Annotated in this window: 16 protein-coding genes and 1 tRNA gene; 6 read left to right on the forward strand and 11 right to left on the reverse strand. The window is 61.8% G+C overall.

The features are described from left to right. Genes SVXhr_RS11445 through SVXhr_RS11470 form a run of 6 tightly spaced genes read right to left on the reverse strand, consistent with a single transcriptional unit; the run spans position 1 to position 4,092 of the window. Positions 1–426, reverse strand: coding sequence for a 30S ribosomal protein S19 (locus SVXhr_RS11445; protein ID WP_275737327.1), 426 nt, complete (start codon positions 424–426; stop codon positions 1–3). Beyond that, positions 423–1,151 (reverse strand): 50S ribosomal protein L2, encoded by a 729-nt coding sequence (locus SVXhr_RS11450; RefSeq protein WP_275737328.1) that lies wholly within the window; start codon positions 1,149–1,151, stop codon positions 423–425. Before SVXhr_RS11450 ends, SVXhr_RS11445 begins: the two co-directional genes overlap by 4 nt. Positions 1,152–1,153: 2 nt before the next feature. After that, the gene (locus SVXhr_RS11455) at positions 1,154–1,417 is read right to left on the reverse strand and encodes a 50S ribosomal protein L23 (protein ID WP_275737329.1); all 264 of its coding nucleotides are present in this window, start codon (positions 1,415–1,417) and stop codon (positions 1,154–1,156) included. Continuing rightward, entirely contained in the window at positions 1,414–2,157 is a 744-nt protein-coding gene (gene rpl4p / locus SVXhr_RS11460; RefSeq protein WP_275737330.1) for a 50S ribosomal protein L4, read from the reverse strand. Before rpl4p ends, SVXhr_RS11455 begins: the two co-directional genes overlap by 4 nt. 5 nt (positions 2,158–2,162) lie before the next feature. After that, a complete protein-coding gene (locus tag SVXhr_RS11465; RefSeq protein ID WP_275737331.1) occupies positions 2,163–3,179 on the reverse strand; it encodes a 50S ribosomal protein L3 in 1,017 nt (338 codons plus the stop codon). A gap of 7 nt (positions 3,180–3,186) precedes the next feature. Then, positions 3,187–4,092 carry an RNA methyltransferase gene (locus tag SVXhr_RS11470; protein WP_275737332.1) on the reverse strand — a complete coding sequence of 302 codons (906 nt, stop codon included), beginning with the start codon at positions 4,090–4,092 and terminating at the stop codon, positions 3,187–3,189. 202 nt (positions 4,093–4,294) lie between these two features. Between SVXhr_RS11470 and SVXhr_RS11475 the strand changes: the two genes are divergently transcribed. Then, positions 4,295–4,365, forward strand: a tRNA-Gly gene (locus SVXhr_RS11475). A gap of 783 nt (positions 4,366–5,148) precedes the next feature. Here the strand turns inward: SVXhr_RS11475 and SVXhr_RS11480 are convergent. Next, positions 5,149–5,598, reverse strand: a complete 450-nt coding sequence (locus SVXhr_RS11480) for a hypothetical protein (RefSeq protein WP_275737333.1) — start codon at positions 5,596–5,598, stop codon at positions 5,149–5,151. A gap of 630 nt (positions 5,599–6,228) precedes the next feature. On the opposite strand from SVXhr_RS11480, the gene SVXhr_RS11485 reads away from it, so the two are divergent. The 4 genes from SVXhr_RS11485 (at position 6,229) to SVXhr_RS11500 (ending at position 8,566) form a co-directional block, all read left to right on the forward strand. After that, the gene (locus tag SVXhr_RS11485; RefSeq protein WP_275737334.1) at positions 6,229–6,702 is read left to right on the forward strand and encodes a hypothetical protein; all 474 of its coding nucleotides are present in this window, start codon (positions 6,229–6,231) and stop codon (positions 6,700–6,702) included. Next, positions 6,699–7,067 (forward strand): hypothetical protein, encoded by a 369-nt coding sequence (locus tag SVXhr_RS11490; protein ID WP_275737335.1) that lies wholly within the window; start codon positions 6,699–6,701, stop codon positions 7,065–7,067. Before SVXhr_RS11485 ends, SVXhr_RS11490 begins: the two co-directional genes overlap by 4 nt. A gap of 120 nt (positions 7,068–7,187) precedes the next feature. After that, complete coding sequence (locus SVXhr_RS11495) at positions 7,188–7,520, forward strand: hypothetical protein (protein ID WP_275737336.1); 333 nt, start codon at positions 7,188–7,190, stop codon at positions 7,518–7,520. Between the two features lie 572 nt (positions 7,521–8,092). Continuing rightward, complete coding sequence (locus tag SVXhr_RS11500; protein WP_275737337.1) at positions 8,093–8,566, forward strand: peptidylprolyl isomerase; 474 nt, start codon at positions 8,093–8,095, stop codon at positions 8,564–8,566. Positions 8,567–8,580: 14 nt separating this feature from the next. Here SVXhr_RS11500 and SVXhr_RS11505 read toward each other — a convergent pair whose 3' ends face one another. Both SVXhr_RS11505 and SVXhr_RS11510 read right to left on the reverse strand, forming a co-directional pair. After that, positions 8,581–8,859, reverse strand: coding sequence for a hypothetical protein (locus SVXhr_RS11505; protein WP_275737338.1), 279 nt, complete (start codon positions 8,857–8,859; stop codon positions 8,581–8,583). A 181-nt stretch (positions 8,860–9,040) separates the two neighbouring features. After that, on the reverse strand, positions 9,041–10,279 hold the full coding sequence (locus SVXhr_RS11510; protein WP_275737339.1) for a mandelate racemase/muconate lactonizing enzyme family protein: 1,239 nt from the start codon (positions 10,277–10,279) through the stop codon (positions 9,041–9,043). Between the two features lie 667 nt (positions 10,280–10,946). On the opposite strand from SVXhr_RS11510, the gene SVXhr_RS11515 reads away from it, so the two are divergent. After that, positions 10,947–12,050, forward strand: a complete 1,104-nt coding sequence (locus tag SVXhr_RS11515; RefSeq protein ID WP_275737340.1) for a trypsin-like peptidase domain-containing protein — start codon at positions 10,947–10,949, stop codon at positions 12,048–12,050. A 26-nt stretch (positions 12,051–12,076) separates the two neighbouring features. Here SVXhr_RS11515 and kdgK1 read toward each other — a convergent pair whose 3' ends face one another. Both kdgK1 and SVXhr_RS11525 read right to left on the reverse strand, forming a co-directional pair. Next, a complete protein-coding gene (kdgK1, locus tag SVXhr_RS11520; protein WP_275737341.1) occupies positions 12,077–13,042 on the reverse strand; it encodes a bifunctional 2-dehydro-3-deoxygluconokinase/2-dehydro-3-deoxygalactonokinase in 966 nt (321 codons plus the stop codon). Positions 13,043–13,153: 111 nt separating this feature from the next. After that, entirely contained in the window at positions 13,154–13,786 is a 633-nt protein-coding gene (locus tag SVXhr_RS11525) for a hypothetical protein (protein ID WP_275737342.1), read from the reverse strand. Positions 13,787–14,021 lie beyond the last annotated feature (235 nt).

Consider the following 14,021-nt stretch of genomic DNA (forward strand, 5'->3'; position numbering starts at 1 on the left):
TTACTTGAGTGGCACGAACTTCGAGGAGCGGGTCGCCCCGATCCCGGCCTGTCCGTGCTCGACGCTCGTGCGCGTGAGCTGGAACTCGCCCAGATAGTGGCCGATCATCTCGGGCTCGACCTTCACGCGCTCGAAGCTCTGGCCGGTGTAGACCGCGAACGTGATCCCGACGAACTCGGGCAGGATCGGCATATCCCGCAGGTGCGTCCTGATCGGGTCGTTGGCCGTCTCCTCCTCGCCGGCGTCACGGGCCTCTTCGAGCAACTGTCGTTTCTCGTAGGACAGGCCGCGCTTGATACTTCGCCGCTGGCGTGCGGGCAGCAGTTCCGCGACTTCCTCGACGGACATGTCCTGCAACTCCTCGAGCGTGTGGCCACGATAGGTAAACTCGCCCTCGTGACCGATCTGGTAATCGTGTGAGCTCATTCGTCACCACCTCGGCCAGTCCGGCGCGAGGAAATGTCGCCAACCTTCCGTCCCGGCGGCGCGTTCCGCGAGATGGACTTGGGCTGGCCGGGGTGCTGGCGGCCACCGCCACCGAACGGGTGGTCGACCGCGTTCATCGCAACCCCACGAACCCGCGGGTACTTCGTCCCACGGGATTTCATCTTGTGGTATTTGTTGCCGGCCTTCACGAAGGGTTTCTCCGTCCGGCCACCGCCAGCGACCACGCCGATCGTCGCCCGGCAGTCCGGGTCGAGTCGGCGGACGTCGCCGCTTGGCAACTGGACGACCGTCACGTTACGGTCGTGGGCCATCAACTGCGCCGAAACGCCGCCAGCCCGGGCGAACTTCCCGCCGTCGCCGGGGTTGGCCTCGACGTTACAGATCTGGATGCCCTCCGGGATCTCCGCCAGCGGGAGCGTGTTCCCGGGCTCGATCGCCGCAGTGACGCCGACCTGGATCTCGTCGCCCACGCCGACGCCTTCCGGCGCGAGGACGAGGCGCTGATCGCCGTCCTCGAACTCGACGGCGGCGACGGGTGCGCTCCGGGCAGGGTCGTGTTCGATGTCCACGACCGTCCCCGAGATGACGTCGCCGTCGCGCGCTTCGGTGCTCCGGTGTGAGAGATCGGCCTTGTAGCGATGCGAGGGGGCCCGGAACGTCGGGGTCCCGCGACCGCGTCGTTGGCCTTGAATCCGTCGTCCCATGCTCAGAACACCCCAATTCGGGAGGCGACTTCCTCGGCATCGTCGTCAGCCGAGAGGGTCACCTCTGCCTTTTTGTTGCCGTTCATCGTTACCTGTGCGTTGACGTTCACGACACTCACGTCGAACTGCTGTTCGACGGCGTCGCGGATGTCGGCTTTCGTCGCATCGGTCTTGACGATGAACTGGAGCTTGTTCTGGAAGTCCATCTTGTCCATCGCCTTCTCGGTGACGTGGGGATGGTCGATCACGTCGATCGGATCGGTCATCGGTCGGCCACCTCCGCGAGTGCGCTCTCGGTCCAGAGGGTGAGTCGGCCGGCGTCGGTCCCCGGCGCGAGATCCTCGGCGTTGACCTCTCGGGCGGTAGTTACGTCCGCGCCCGCGAGGTTGCGAGCCGCCTTCGATGGCTCTTCGCTCGTGACAAAGAGGATCGACTTCGGCGTCCGGTACTTCCGGCCACGGGTCGTTCCCTGGCCGGCTCGGACCGTCCGATCGTCCGCGCGCTCGATGTCGGCATCGACGCCGAGCGCTTCGAGCACATCGACGACCGCCTGGGTCTTGACCAGGTCCTCGAAGTCATCGGAGACGACCAGCGGCAGGTCGGTCTCGTCGTCGAAGGCGTGTCCGCGCGCTTCGACCAGTTCGGCGTCCGCCGTCGCGGCGATCGCCGACCGGGTCGCGAGTTTGCGTTCCTTGTCGTTCAGTGCCGGTGCAGGGTCGGCCTCGGCCTTGGGCGGGTGGGCGGCCCGGCCGCCGACGGTCTGTGGGACGCGTCGGCTGCGGCCGTCCTGTTGGGGGACGTGGGCCTGGCCGCGACCACTGCCCTGTGACTCGGCGGGCGTCCGCAGGCCCGCGTACTCGTCTGCGCCGTAGTCCTGCTTTCGGTTAGCCTGGGCGGCAAGCACCGCGTTCTTGATGAGATCGGGCCGATGGGGCGTCTCGAAGACGTCCGGCAGCTCGATCTCGTCGTCGGCGTCGCCGTCCAGATCGTGTAGTGTTGCCTGCATTCATCTCACCCTTGATTGGATTCGGTGGAGACGTAGCGCACCTCGGGATCGAGGCGCGGCTGGTCGTTCGGCCGGACGGCCGGGCGCAGGCGAACCAGGCGCTCGTTCGGCCCGGGGATCGAGCCCTTGATCAGCGCGTAATTCCCCTCGACTTCGCCGTAGTTGACGAAGCCACCGTCGGGGGTGACGTCGTCCTCGTCGCCGAAGTCGATGAGGCGCTTGTTGAGTTCGGTGCGCTGGTGGTAGCCGGTCTGGCCCTGCTGGGGCACCGTCGAGCGCACACGGCTGGGATTCCACGGGCCCAGGTTGCCGATCCGGCGTCGCCAGCCCTGGCGGGCGTGTTTGCCCTTTCGCTTCTGGACACCCCAGCGCTTGACGGGGCCCTGGGTACCCTTGCCCTTGGTGACGCCCGCCACGTCGGCGTACTCGCCGGCGCGGAAGACGTCGGTCATGGCGTACTCGCCGCCGTCGGCCACGAGCTCGAGGCCGTGCTCGAGGCGATCGGCAAGCGAACCGCCGCCGACGCGAGTCTCCATCACGTCGGGTTTGTTCTTCGGGACGCTCGGCAGGTCGCCGGGAACGGTGTGCGTAATGAGGCGCACGTCCCCGAGTCGACCCGCATCGAGAGCGTCTCTGATCTGTGCCTCTGCGCCGTCGCGGTCCTGCTCTTCAGGGAGGTCGATGGCCCGGTCGAGATCCTCGTGGAACTCGTCGGTCCAGACCTCCGTGAGCGGTCGCAGGCCGTACGGCGTGTCTTCGTAGGCTCGCAGCGCCACTGCCCGCATCGGCGGGGTTTCGACGACAGTGACGGGCACGGTTTCCTCCATGCCCTCCCGCGGTGAATTGGGCTCGTCGTTGATGACAACGACGTGGCTCATGCCGGCCTTGTAGCCGGCAAAGCCCTGTACGCCCGGCTGGCCCTCATCGTCGGGCCAACTGTTGAACCGCGGCGTCTCACTGGTCGCCCGCGTGCGCGGACCGTAGCCCAGCGAGCCTTTGCGTGGTCTGCTTGGTTGTGGCATCGGATTCTCACTCCGTGAGTGTCAGGGGGCCGAGGGTGGCGAACATCGCTTCTTCGGTTCGCACGACCTCGCTTCCCTGGTTGGGAACCGTATTGAGCCAAAGGTCGAATCGGGGTCCGTCCGATCCTGATCCGGTGACCGCGTCTCTGATTCCGTCCCCGGTGTCGACGGCTGCCGCCAACTCGTCCACGGAGGACGGGTCGACAGCACCCGGTTCGACGCCGAGGATGGCCGGCAAGCCGCGCTCCGGCGCGCCAAAGGCGACTGTCATGTCGCCAGCCGACGCGATCGTCCCGACGAGTCGACCGAGTCGCTCGGTCGTGAGCGACTGGCCGTGGCGGGACGCGGCGATCCGCACGCCGGCGTCGGGCCGCGAGAGCGCAGCGTCAAGGTTCGCACGGTCGACCTGATAGCCCGGTGGGGGCTGATCGACGATCTTCGCGCGAACCGGTCGTCTCGAAGAGATCCTGACGGTGACGCGTTCCCCCTCCTTTATCGTCCGGTCGCCCGGAACGGCGAGGGAGATCGGGTGTTGCATGCCGCAATTGACCCGGACGCGCCCATCAGATCCGACCTCGGTCACGATTCCCTGTCTTAACGACCCCGAATCGTCCGATCCGGAGCCGGTCTGGGTCGCAACGCGGAGCGGCGGCAAGACGCCGACGCACTCCAGTTCGTCCCGCCTGTCCCAGGCCTCCTTTCGGAGGTATGGGGGCGTGGCGGCGTACCGCAGCACGGTTTCGACGAACCCGTCGCCCCATCTCCCCGCCCCGTCAGGGTCGGGGTAGACGGTGAGTCGATCGACCCGGAAGACGGTGGCCGCGCGGGCCACGTAGCCGATCTTCCGGGTCGCCTCACGTTTGTCCTCCGCCTCGCGGCAGAGCGACGACGGCACGAGTGCGTTGAGCGTCATGCCGTGACGCTTCCACGTCACGCCACTAGACTGTGCCGATTACTCGCGGGCGGCATCGTAAAAGGATGCCGCTTCCAACCGGTCGTGAGACGTTCTCGCAAGGGATCGCGCCCCACGCGAGTCGGTGACGCGACGGGGCGCTCCCGTCCACGAGATTCGGAAGCCTTATATTTCTCTCCGACCCCAGTTTGGAATGCACCGTGCGACGGTGGTGTAGTGGTATCACAGGACCCTGCCACGGTCCTAACCCGAGTTCAAATCTCGGCCGTCGCACTTCTTCAAACTCCAACGACACGGAGTTTCATCTCCGCGTAACCACGGAGTTTGCTGTGTGCGCAGCCGAGATTTGAGCACGCCAGTCGCAGCCCGCGCAGCGACCGAAGGGAGCGAGCAGGAACGTCTGGCACCTGTTCAAATCTCGGCCGTCGCACTTCTATCGAGCGCTAAACCGCGAGCGACCGCTGTGCGTGTCGCTCGCCTCAGCGCGAGGGTGAATGCGTCAATAGAGATTTGAATGAGAGAAGTCACAGCCCGGAACGGCCCGCAGGGCCGCATGCCCGGAATGTCTTCGCGTAGTTCAAATTCCGATCGACGGAGTCGATCGGCGTTCGCGAACGCGTAGCGTTCGCTCACTCTCGGCCGTCGCACTTCTTCAACTCAAATCCACAAGCGACGCGTTTTATCGCGTCGCAATGCCTGATGTTGTGTAGTGCATGAACCGAGATTTGAGCACGCCAGTCGGAGCCCGCGCAGCGACCGAAGGGAGCGAGCAGGAACGTCTGGCATCTGTTCAAATTCCGATCGACTCCGTCGATCGACGTTCACCTCGCTTCGCTCGGTGAACTCTCGGCCGTCGCACCTTCTCAGCTTTCTAACTTTCAAGCGACGCGTTTCATCGCATCTCGATGCCTAAGTGTGCAACTTTCCAAATGGGAATCCAACATTGAGATGAATCGTTTACGATAGTACGATACGACTAGGAAAGAATATCGATTGTCGGTATCCAGGCCGAGTGAACGGTGCAAAATTCGTCAGAGTCTCAAAAACAGTATTGCATTAGAGTTTCTGATCCATATACTGGCAGAATTCAGAGACAAAATAATGGACCTGCTGAGGATCGGCAGAATGAACGATCAGATACACCTCTTCAATAAAGCCGTCACCGACAGCCCGTGTTGTTGCCTGTATATCTTGAGGCACCGCTTCAACGGCTTCCGATATATTTTCAAGTGAGGTCAGGTGGTATTCTTTCCCCAGGTTTCCGAGCACATGAGGTCCATCAATTTCGAGTTTCAAGACAGTAACAGCATCGTCTAGTAAGTCCACGGTGATATGCTCGACGTGGCGAGGCCCGATTCGATACGAGCCTGAGCCCAGTTTCTGTCGAATGAGGTCTTCTCTCTGCTGACTGCTTTTGCCAGAGATGTGGTCCGATATTTTCTCGACGGCCTTGTCTGAGAGAGCTTTTGTAATGCTCCCAATAACTACGTTTGGATCCGGCGACATTTGATTTGAGAGTGAACCGGCCCATCTAATAATGTATCTACCACTCCTAACATTCGTCCGTCGCACTTCTACAATTTCAAACCGCGCGGAGGTACGTCTTCACGCCGGTTCTAAAAGGGGTTCGAAGAAGACACAGAAAAACCGTCGCGCCGCCTATTCAGAGTCCGTATCCGCAAGCATCCGTGCGGCAGTCCGTCGCAGACGGTCCGGATCGCCACCGGTGATCTCGGCGACTTCCTCGGGCGTCTCTGGCATTTCGTCAGCCATAGTCGTGTCAGTCTAGTGTGCATTGTGGTATAAGTTTCTAGGGACCGGTCCCGAAAGAGAGAACTCTTCAATCCACAAGCGACGCGTTTCATCGCGTCGCGATCCAGAACGCTGTGCGGTGCGGATGAGAGATTAATTTGGCCCGCTCTCCGACTACATTACATTCAGCTCAGAGCCTGCCATCACCGTCGTCTCCGAGTTCAAGATAATCAACACGGGTTGGACCTCGGTCAGACGTAGCCTTTCGACAGGAAGACTTGCGATCGTCAATTGACGAGCATATGGATAGATAAGTGAACTTTCTGCAAAATAGATAACACAAACTCCGGTAGTTATTTCATTCTTTGATGGGACATACATTATGTGTCAACTCTTAATTTGGAATACCCGCGTAAGGATGCAAAAAGCCTGGTTAAGCTCGCTTTTGAGAATACCCGAGGTATCAAGACGTACAACGACAACGGAATCAAAATTATCGGGAAAACAGGTGCCAGCTTCAGTAGCTACGGTGAAAAGGTGATCGTCGAGATCCCGGAAACACAAGCCGGTGATGGACAGACGATGATTTCGGTGCAATCTGAGAAGGAGGTCGGAATGAATATCACCGCAAATCCCGACAAGTACGAATCACGCTTCCTGAGTTCTCTTAACAGGCTCCGCGGACAACCTATTGAGGATCTCCTTGAACAGCACGGAGAAAAAGTAACGCAAGGAGGGTCAAAAGAGGTCAAGTCAGCAGATGATCAAGCCGATGGGACAAATATGCTGTATGTTGTTCTTGCTATTGTGTTTATTATGATGTTTTTCTTCATGTTCATGCCGCTACTAACACTATGAACAGAATTGGATTACTTGTTGGAGCGTTTGGTGTTCTCATACTCATCGCTGGGTTGGGAATGCCAGCAACGCAGACGAACACATCGACTACCTGTATTGATTCTCAATATGGCTACGGTGATGGATGTGTGCAAGCCGATTATACAACCCCGAATTTTGGCAGGGGAATATTCATCGCACTTGGGTTTGCACTCACCATCGGCGGTGGACTCGCCGCTACGATGCTGTCTGAATCGTCAGACAATGATCCGGGGGCGAACCAATCAGAGACTGGAAGGTCAAAGGAAGAATTTGACTCAAATACAGAGGCGGGACAAACCAGCTTAGAGTCCCGCATTGAACAGTATCAAGATGGGAATAACTAGTGAAGTATATGTGAAAATCATATTGCGATACGATACAGCAAAAGCACAACCCTACTAAATCGAGGACTCCTGTTTCGAAGTGACCCCAATGTTCATTCCCGAGCCACCGGAATATCCCGTATGAAACGACGACTCGCCATCGGGATGCTCACCGGCGCGTTCCTCGGCATCTTCTGCATCGTCGGCGTCGGCCTCCGGATCGGCTTCGCGGGCAACGAGCTGTTCCTGTTCTCGATGTGGTACAATCGGGTCGTGATGGGGCTCGTGATCGGGCTGGCGGGTGGCCTCCAGGTCGTCGATTCGAAATACAACGTCTACGTCAGAGGATTGCTGTTGGGACTCGTCGTGAGCGCGGCGGTCACCTTCACCAGCGAGTTCCGCGACCTCCCGAGTTTCGCCGCCGGCGTTGCCTACGGCGTGATCATCGACTGGGTCGCAACTCGGTATAGCTGATCGGGTGGTGGAGTGAGCGCGTCCCCTATTTCAGTCAACACGGTCTTGTTTGGAAGCAATATTTCTGACGTTAGAGTGCTTCTCTCTTCGGATTAGTAGAAAGCCCTCGGCCCGCTCGCCCACTCTCAGCCAGATATCCTCGCTGCGCTCGGATAGGGCCCGCTGAGACGCATGCGACCTGGGCGGTCGGTGTACACCGACCGCCTTATAAGGTGGCGGCGAAGCCACCACGCTGCCCTCGCCCTTTCAATCCACCAGGAATTCGGTCACATAGCTGATCTACGCACATTATTCGCCTGGTGGATCGAAAGGACGAACCCGTGTCGCGCGTCGCTGAGTGACCTCTATTCGAGCGAGTATGGCGAGCGAGAATATGTCACTCAACGGCCGCGAGCGGGTGAGGGCTTTCTACCGCTTCTCGATAGCGGTCGTGAACGGTGTGAGATCAAGCGTCAAACCAAGGCCGCCAACACAGAAAGCCCCCGTCGAATCCAGCCACACAGGCCACCAACCACCACAGCGCCACGTGCCGCGATGCAAGGACGTATCCCCGTGTCGCTCCTTTCATACCCATGACGATAGCTACAGGCGATTCAGTCAGCATCGAGTATACAGGACGGCTCGAGGACGGGACCGTCTTCGACACCTCCCGAGAGTCAGTCGCCGAGGAGACCGAACTGGCCGACGAGCAGCCAGAGCGGGAGTTCACGCCGCTGACGGTCGAAGTCGGCGCGGGGCAGGTCATCGACGGGCTGGAGGACGCACTCATCGGCATGGAGCCGGGCGATACGCCGACCGTGAAAATCCCGCCGGAGAAAGGCTACGGCGAGTGGTCCGAGGAGCGCGTCCGGACGTTCGATCCGGCCGAACTCAGCCAGCAACTCGGTGACGAGCAGCCCGAGGAGGGGATGTTCCTCCAGACCCAGGACGGCAATCTCGCCGAAATTACCGAGGTAACGGACGAGGTCATCCGCGTCGACTTCAATCCGCAACTCGCGGGCGAGACCCTGGAGTTCGACATCGAAGTCGTCTCGGTCGCGAACTGAAGCGGTCGATCCACTCAGTAGAGATACTGGTCAGCTTTCTTTGCGGTGAGCGAGAAGTCGGCTGTCGGATCTTTCGAGGGCTCTGAGAAGAACGGATCGTCCGGATCGTGTTTTCTATGACGATTCACGTACTCCCTCACGGCTTTCCGAAGTGCGTCTTGGAGGGACAGATCGTTCTCTGTTGCCACCCGTCGCAACCGTTCGTATTCGCCCTCTTCGAGTCGTGTCTGAACGACAACCGAGGCTTCGTCGTTCGACATAGTTCGTAAAAGTATATTTACAGGATCAAGCATTTAGCTCTCTCGGATACGACCACTTACAGAAGTATTCTCTTCCTGAACTCTCATGGACTCCGTTCCTCGAAAGCGGTTCCCTTCGTCGAACGAGTCGAATCGGAGATTCGCCGGTTCGATCCGGTCAGGCCGGATCGAACGCCGACAGACTCACTTCGTTCGTCTGTCGAGCCCGACGAAGCTACACTTCGTCGAACACCGTCTCGCCCTCGACCTTGTGCGCCTCGACCGCGTCGAGGTCGAGCGTCAGGCCAAGCCCGGGCTTCTCGGGGATCGCCATCGAACCGTCCTCGATGAGGCCGTCTTCCTCGACCAGGTCTGCCCACCAGCCGAGTTCGTAGGAGTGGTACTCGACGGCGAGTGCGTTCGGAATCGCCGCGCCGACCTGCGCGGAGGCCATGGTCGCGATCGGCGAGCCGACGTTGTGCATCGCGACGGGGATGTAGTAGGTGTCGGCCAGGTCGGCGATCTTCCGGGTTTCGCGCATCCCGCCGACGCGCGGGACGTCTGGCGCGATGATGTCGACGGCCTGCTCCTCCAGCAGGCGGCGTTGGCCGTGCTTGCGGTAGACGTTCTCGCCGACGGCGATCGGCGTCGTCGTGGACTGTGTGACCTCCCGCTGGACGTCGTGGTTCTCCGGCGGGACAGGGTCTTCCAGCCACCAGACGTCGTAGTCCTCGATCTCCTCGGCGAGGCGCTTGGCGCTGCCGCCGGTGTACGTCCAGTGGCAGTCGAAGGCGACCTCGGCGCGCTCGCCGACGCGTTCGGTCGTCGCCCGGACGATCTCGGCCTTGTGCTTGATCTCGGGTTGGCTGAGGTGGCGGTTGGCCGAGTCCTTCTCGTGGCCGCTTGGCACGTCCAGATCGAATTTGATCGCGTCGTAGCCCAACTCCTCGACGACGCGCTCGGCCTCGTCGGCACAGGCCTGTGGGTCAGCCTCGTCCTCGGTGTGCAGATCACAGTAGACCCGGACGTCGTCGCGGTACTTCCCGCCCAGGAGTTGGTAGGCAGGGATATCCAGAATCTTCCCGGCGAGGTCGTGCAGCGCGATCTCGACACCGGAGATGGCGTGGAGCCACACACCGGCGATCGAGCCCTCGCCGGAGGTCTTCTGGACCATGTGCTCGTAGAGGCGATCGATATCGAGCGGGTTCTCGCCGACGAGGAAGGGCTTCAGGCGCTCGACGAGTTCCGGGACGCCCGCGCCCCAGTAGGCCTCGCCCGTGCCGACGACGCCCGCGTCGGTGTAGACCCGCACGAGCGTCCAGGGGTAGTTGCCGTCGACCATCGTCGTCTGGACGTCGGTGATCTCGACATCGCGCGGGCCGCGGTCGGCGGTGACGCCCATCGTCTCCGAAGAGAGGTCCCGCATCGTGTACTCGGCGTTCGGGTCGCTGAGCTGCGTGTAATCGATCGGCATGGCGGATTTTCGACAGTCGGGCGGTTAATCCTTTTCAAGCCCGGACTGTATGGCGCTTCGCCCGGGGGTCGCGGATAGCAAACCCGAGCGACAGCAACCCCCCGTTCGGGTTATCGTGTTTCGTCTAGCAGGGATCGCGGCTGGGAACAGCCAGAAAGCCCCGAGGCGGTCGGCTCGGTGCGCCGGCTGCGCGCTTTGCTCGGTCGCGTGCTCCCTCGCTGTCACCGGAAATCTTTGATTTCCGAGATGAGCGTTGGACTACGTCCAACGAACCTGCGAGCGGGCCTGCGGCCCGCGAGCAGATCACGAGAGAGCTCCGCTCTCTCGGACGACAGTGCTTGCCCGTGCGCGCCGTCGCCGAGCGCGAGGCCGGCGAGCCGGCCTCGAATGGTCGCGGCGGTTGCGCCGCCGCGCACGCCTCGCCCCTTTCAGTCCCACCCGTAGCCGGTTGGGCAGCCAGCATGGGCGGGACTGAAAGGGGCCGATCGCTCGACCTGGCCCGGACGAAGCAAGGACCGCAGGCGATAAGCCGAGGACCGCAGCGAGTCCCGGACGGTCGAGCGAGCGGGGGCTTTCTGGATGTACCTAACCGCGACTCGCGTAACGACATACCACCGTTCGGGCGACCGAACATTCACAAGCGAGTGAACCGTACACGTGAACAGAGATGACCCCAGAGACATCTACACGGCGGCGGTTTCTGGCGCTCGGCGGGACGGCACTCGCGTCCGCGATCGCGGGGTGTTCGACGTCGCTGTCGGCACCCGAGTCGTCACCGGAGGAGTCGTCGTCGCCCTCCGCCGCCGGGGAGTCTCCCGAGACGGACACAGCCGGGAGTCCCTATACGCGGGTGTATCGAGACACCATCCCCTCGGTCACGACCGTCCAGACGACGGCGGGCCAGGGGACCGGGTTCCAGTACGACGAGGGGCACGTCGTCACGAACGCCCACGTCGTCGGGACGGCGAGTGAGGCGCAGGTCCGCTTCCACGACGGGACGTGGGCGAGTGGCCCGGTGGTCGGGACGGATCCACACAGCGACCTCGCCGTGATCGAACCCGGGACAGTGCCCGATGCCTCGCAGCCACTCCCGTTCAGCGACCAGCCGCCGACCATCGGTCAGGAGGTCGTCGTCATCGGCAACCCGTACAATCTCGACGGGTCGGTCACGTCGGGGATCGTCAGCGGCACCGACCGGTTGATCCCCTCGCCGGCGGGCTATCAGATTCCGGACGCGATCCAGACCGACGCGGCGGTAAACCCGGGCAACAGCGGCGGCCCGCTGATGGATCTCGACGGTTCCGTGGTGGGCGTCGTGAATTCGAAGCAGGGCGACAGCATCGCCTTCGGGATCTCGGCTGCGCTGACGCAGCGCGTGGTCCCGGCACTCATCGACACCGGGAGCTACGAGCACGCCTACATGGGCGTCTCCCTGGAGACGATGGCCCCGGCGGTCGCGGCGGCGAACGACCTCGACGATCCCCAGGGTCTGCTGGTCGTCCAGACCGTTCGTGGTGGCCCGGCTGACAGCGTCCTCCAGCCCAGTAGTATCGAGTACGTCAATGGACGCCAGGTCCCCGTCGGCGGTGACGTCATCCGCGCCATCGGGGGGACGCCGATGGAGACCTTCGAGGACCTCGCGAGCTATCTGGCGCTGGAAACCCGGCCCGGCGATACCATCGAGGTCGCGATCCTGCGGGACGGTGACGAGCGAACCGTCGAGGTGACGCTCGATGCCCGGCCGGACCGCTCGACGTCACCCCTCCGGTGAGAAAACGACTGCCACGGGCGGTTCGCTCACCGCGAGATTTCCTCGACGTCACCGTCGAGGATCGATTCGACCATCTCGGGCCGGATCGTCGCGGCGTCGCCGCCGATCGTCCGCTTGAGCGCCGCGGTCGCCGCCGCCTGTTCGAGCGCGACCGGGATCGGCTCCTCGGTCAGCCACGCCGCGAGGAACCCGCCGACGAAGGCGTCGCCGGTCCCGATCGCGTCGACCGTCTCGGTCTCGAAGACCGGCTGGTGGGCGCTCCGTTCGCCGTCGAAGGCGAGCGCCCCTTCCTCGCCCGTCGTCACGACGACGAGGTCGAGGTCGTAGTCGGCGTGCAGGTCGGCGGCGACGGTCTCGGCGTCGCCGTCGTATTCGAGTACTGCCTCCGCATCGCGATGGGCGACGAACAGCACGTCGACGTCGGGCAGGAGATCGGTGAGCGTCTCCCGGGCCGATTCTGGGTCCCAGAGGTTCGACCGGTAGTTGACGTCGAAAACTGTCGTCGCCCCGGAATCCTTGGCCGTCGACAGGACCTCCTTTGTGGTCTCGACCAGCGTCTCCGAGAGTGCCGGCGTGATGCCGGAGACGTGGACGGCGTCGGCCTCGGTGAAGGGGTCCGTGGGAAGTTCGTCGAAGGTCGCCGTCGTGATCGACGAGCCGGCCCGGTCGTAGATGACCTGCGAGCCGCGGGGAGCCGCGCCCGCTTCGAGGTAGTAGGTCCCGAGTCGGGCGTCGTCACTCTCGTCCCAGACGACGGCCGGGTCGACGTCGTGGGTCCGGTAGGCGGTGGTTACTTTCTCGCCGACGGGGGTCGCCGGGAGTTTCGAGACCCACGTCGCGTCGAGGCCCAGCCGCTGGGCGGCGACGGCGACGTTGCCCTCCGCGCCGCCGACGTGGACGTCGAGCGTGTCGGTGGTCTCGATCGGCTCGGCGGTCGGCGTCGCCAGTCGCAGGAGTGATTCCCCGAATGCGGTGAGTCGTGGCGGAGTCATGGTGAGAGATGGACGGGACGCGGGCTTAAAACGGATGGATTCGATCGATCATAGAATCGCGGTTCTTGTTTGGACGCGTGATGCGAGAGGGACGGAATCGGTGAGAACGCCTCATTTTGCAGTAGCTTCGTTCCGATGGAACAGGCTCACCAATGCCCCAATAATACAGACACTCCCCAGGGCATATCCGGTGATTTTCACGAGTGCAAATGGATCTGGAACACGTTGTGTTTCAACGGGCTGAACCAAGATGTACTGGTCGTCCTGTCTGACCACTGTGGCGTTCACATGCTTTGATACCGTTTGCTGGCCGTCGAGTACCGTCCGAATGACTGGGTTTGTCTCCGCTGGTCTGACAGCCACGTCCTTGGCAACAGTCTCCGCTGAGACTCTCGCCGCCCGCAGTTGAAATGTGCTATCAGTTATGGATGCGTGGATGCGGTAATAGTGATCATGGAAATCGTCCGCCAGATATCGGACATCGAGAAGATTGATCACCTCCAGTTCGAGAGTCGATTTTGGGCGTGTGAGCGTCTCGTTTCTCGCATCTCGGACGAGATCAATTTGACTCCCGGTTCCGTACGGTACACTTGGGACCTTGTAGAGACGTTCAACAGTCTCATCATTTGTGAGATCAAGCTCCGTTACTGAATATGAGTGCTGTGTGTCGGGGCCCGGACCATTACCGACAACTGGATGTATAACCAGCAGCACTCCGAGAACCAAGCCAGCGAGTTCTTTCATGGAGGGCATATCCGGACACTGTCTCCCGAATGTCATTAATCCCATCGCATCAATCACGTGAGGAGTGGTGCTCCCGAAATCAGCGGGGTTAGACCACCGGATATCGGTGTATTCTACAGCGGATAAACAAGGCCCATACAGCTAAATACGGCTCAATCGCGTGGATGATCGGTCGTGAGGCCGCAGGGACAGTCAGTCGTGGCATATATACTCCCCGGGCAGGTCAGTCACTGTA

Origin of the sequence: Halorhabdus sp. SVX81, assembly GCF_029207715.1 — an archaeon.
In the GTDB taxonomy this organism is placed as follows: domain Archaea; phylum Halobacteriota; class Halobacteria; order Halobacteriales; family Haloarculaceae; genus Halorhabdus.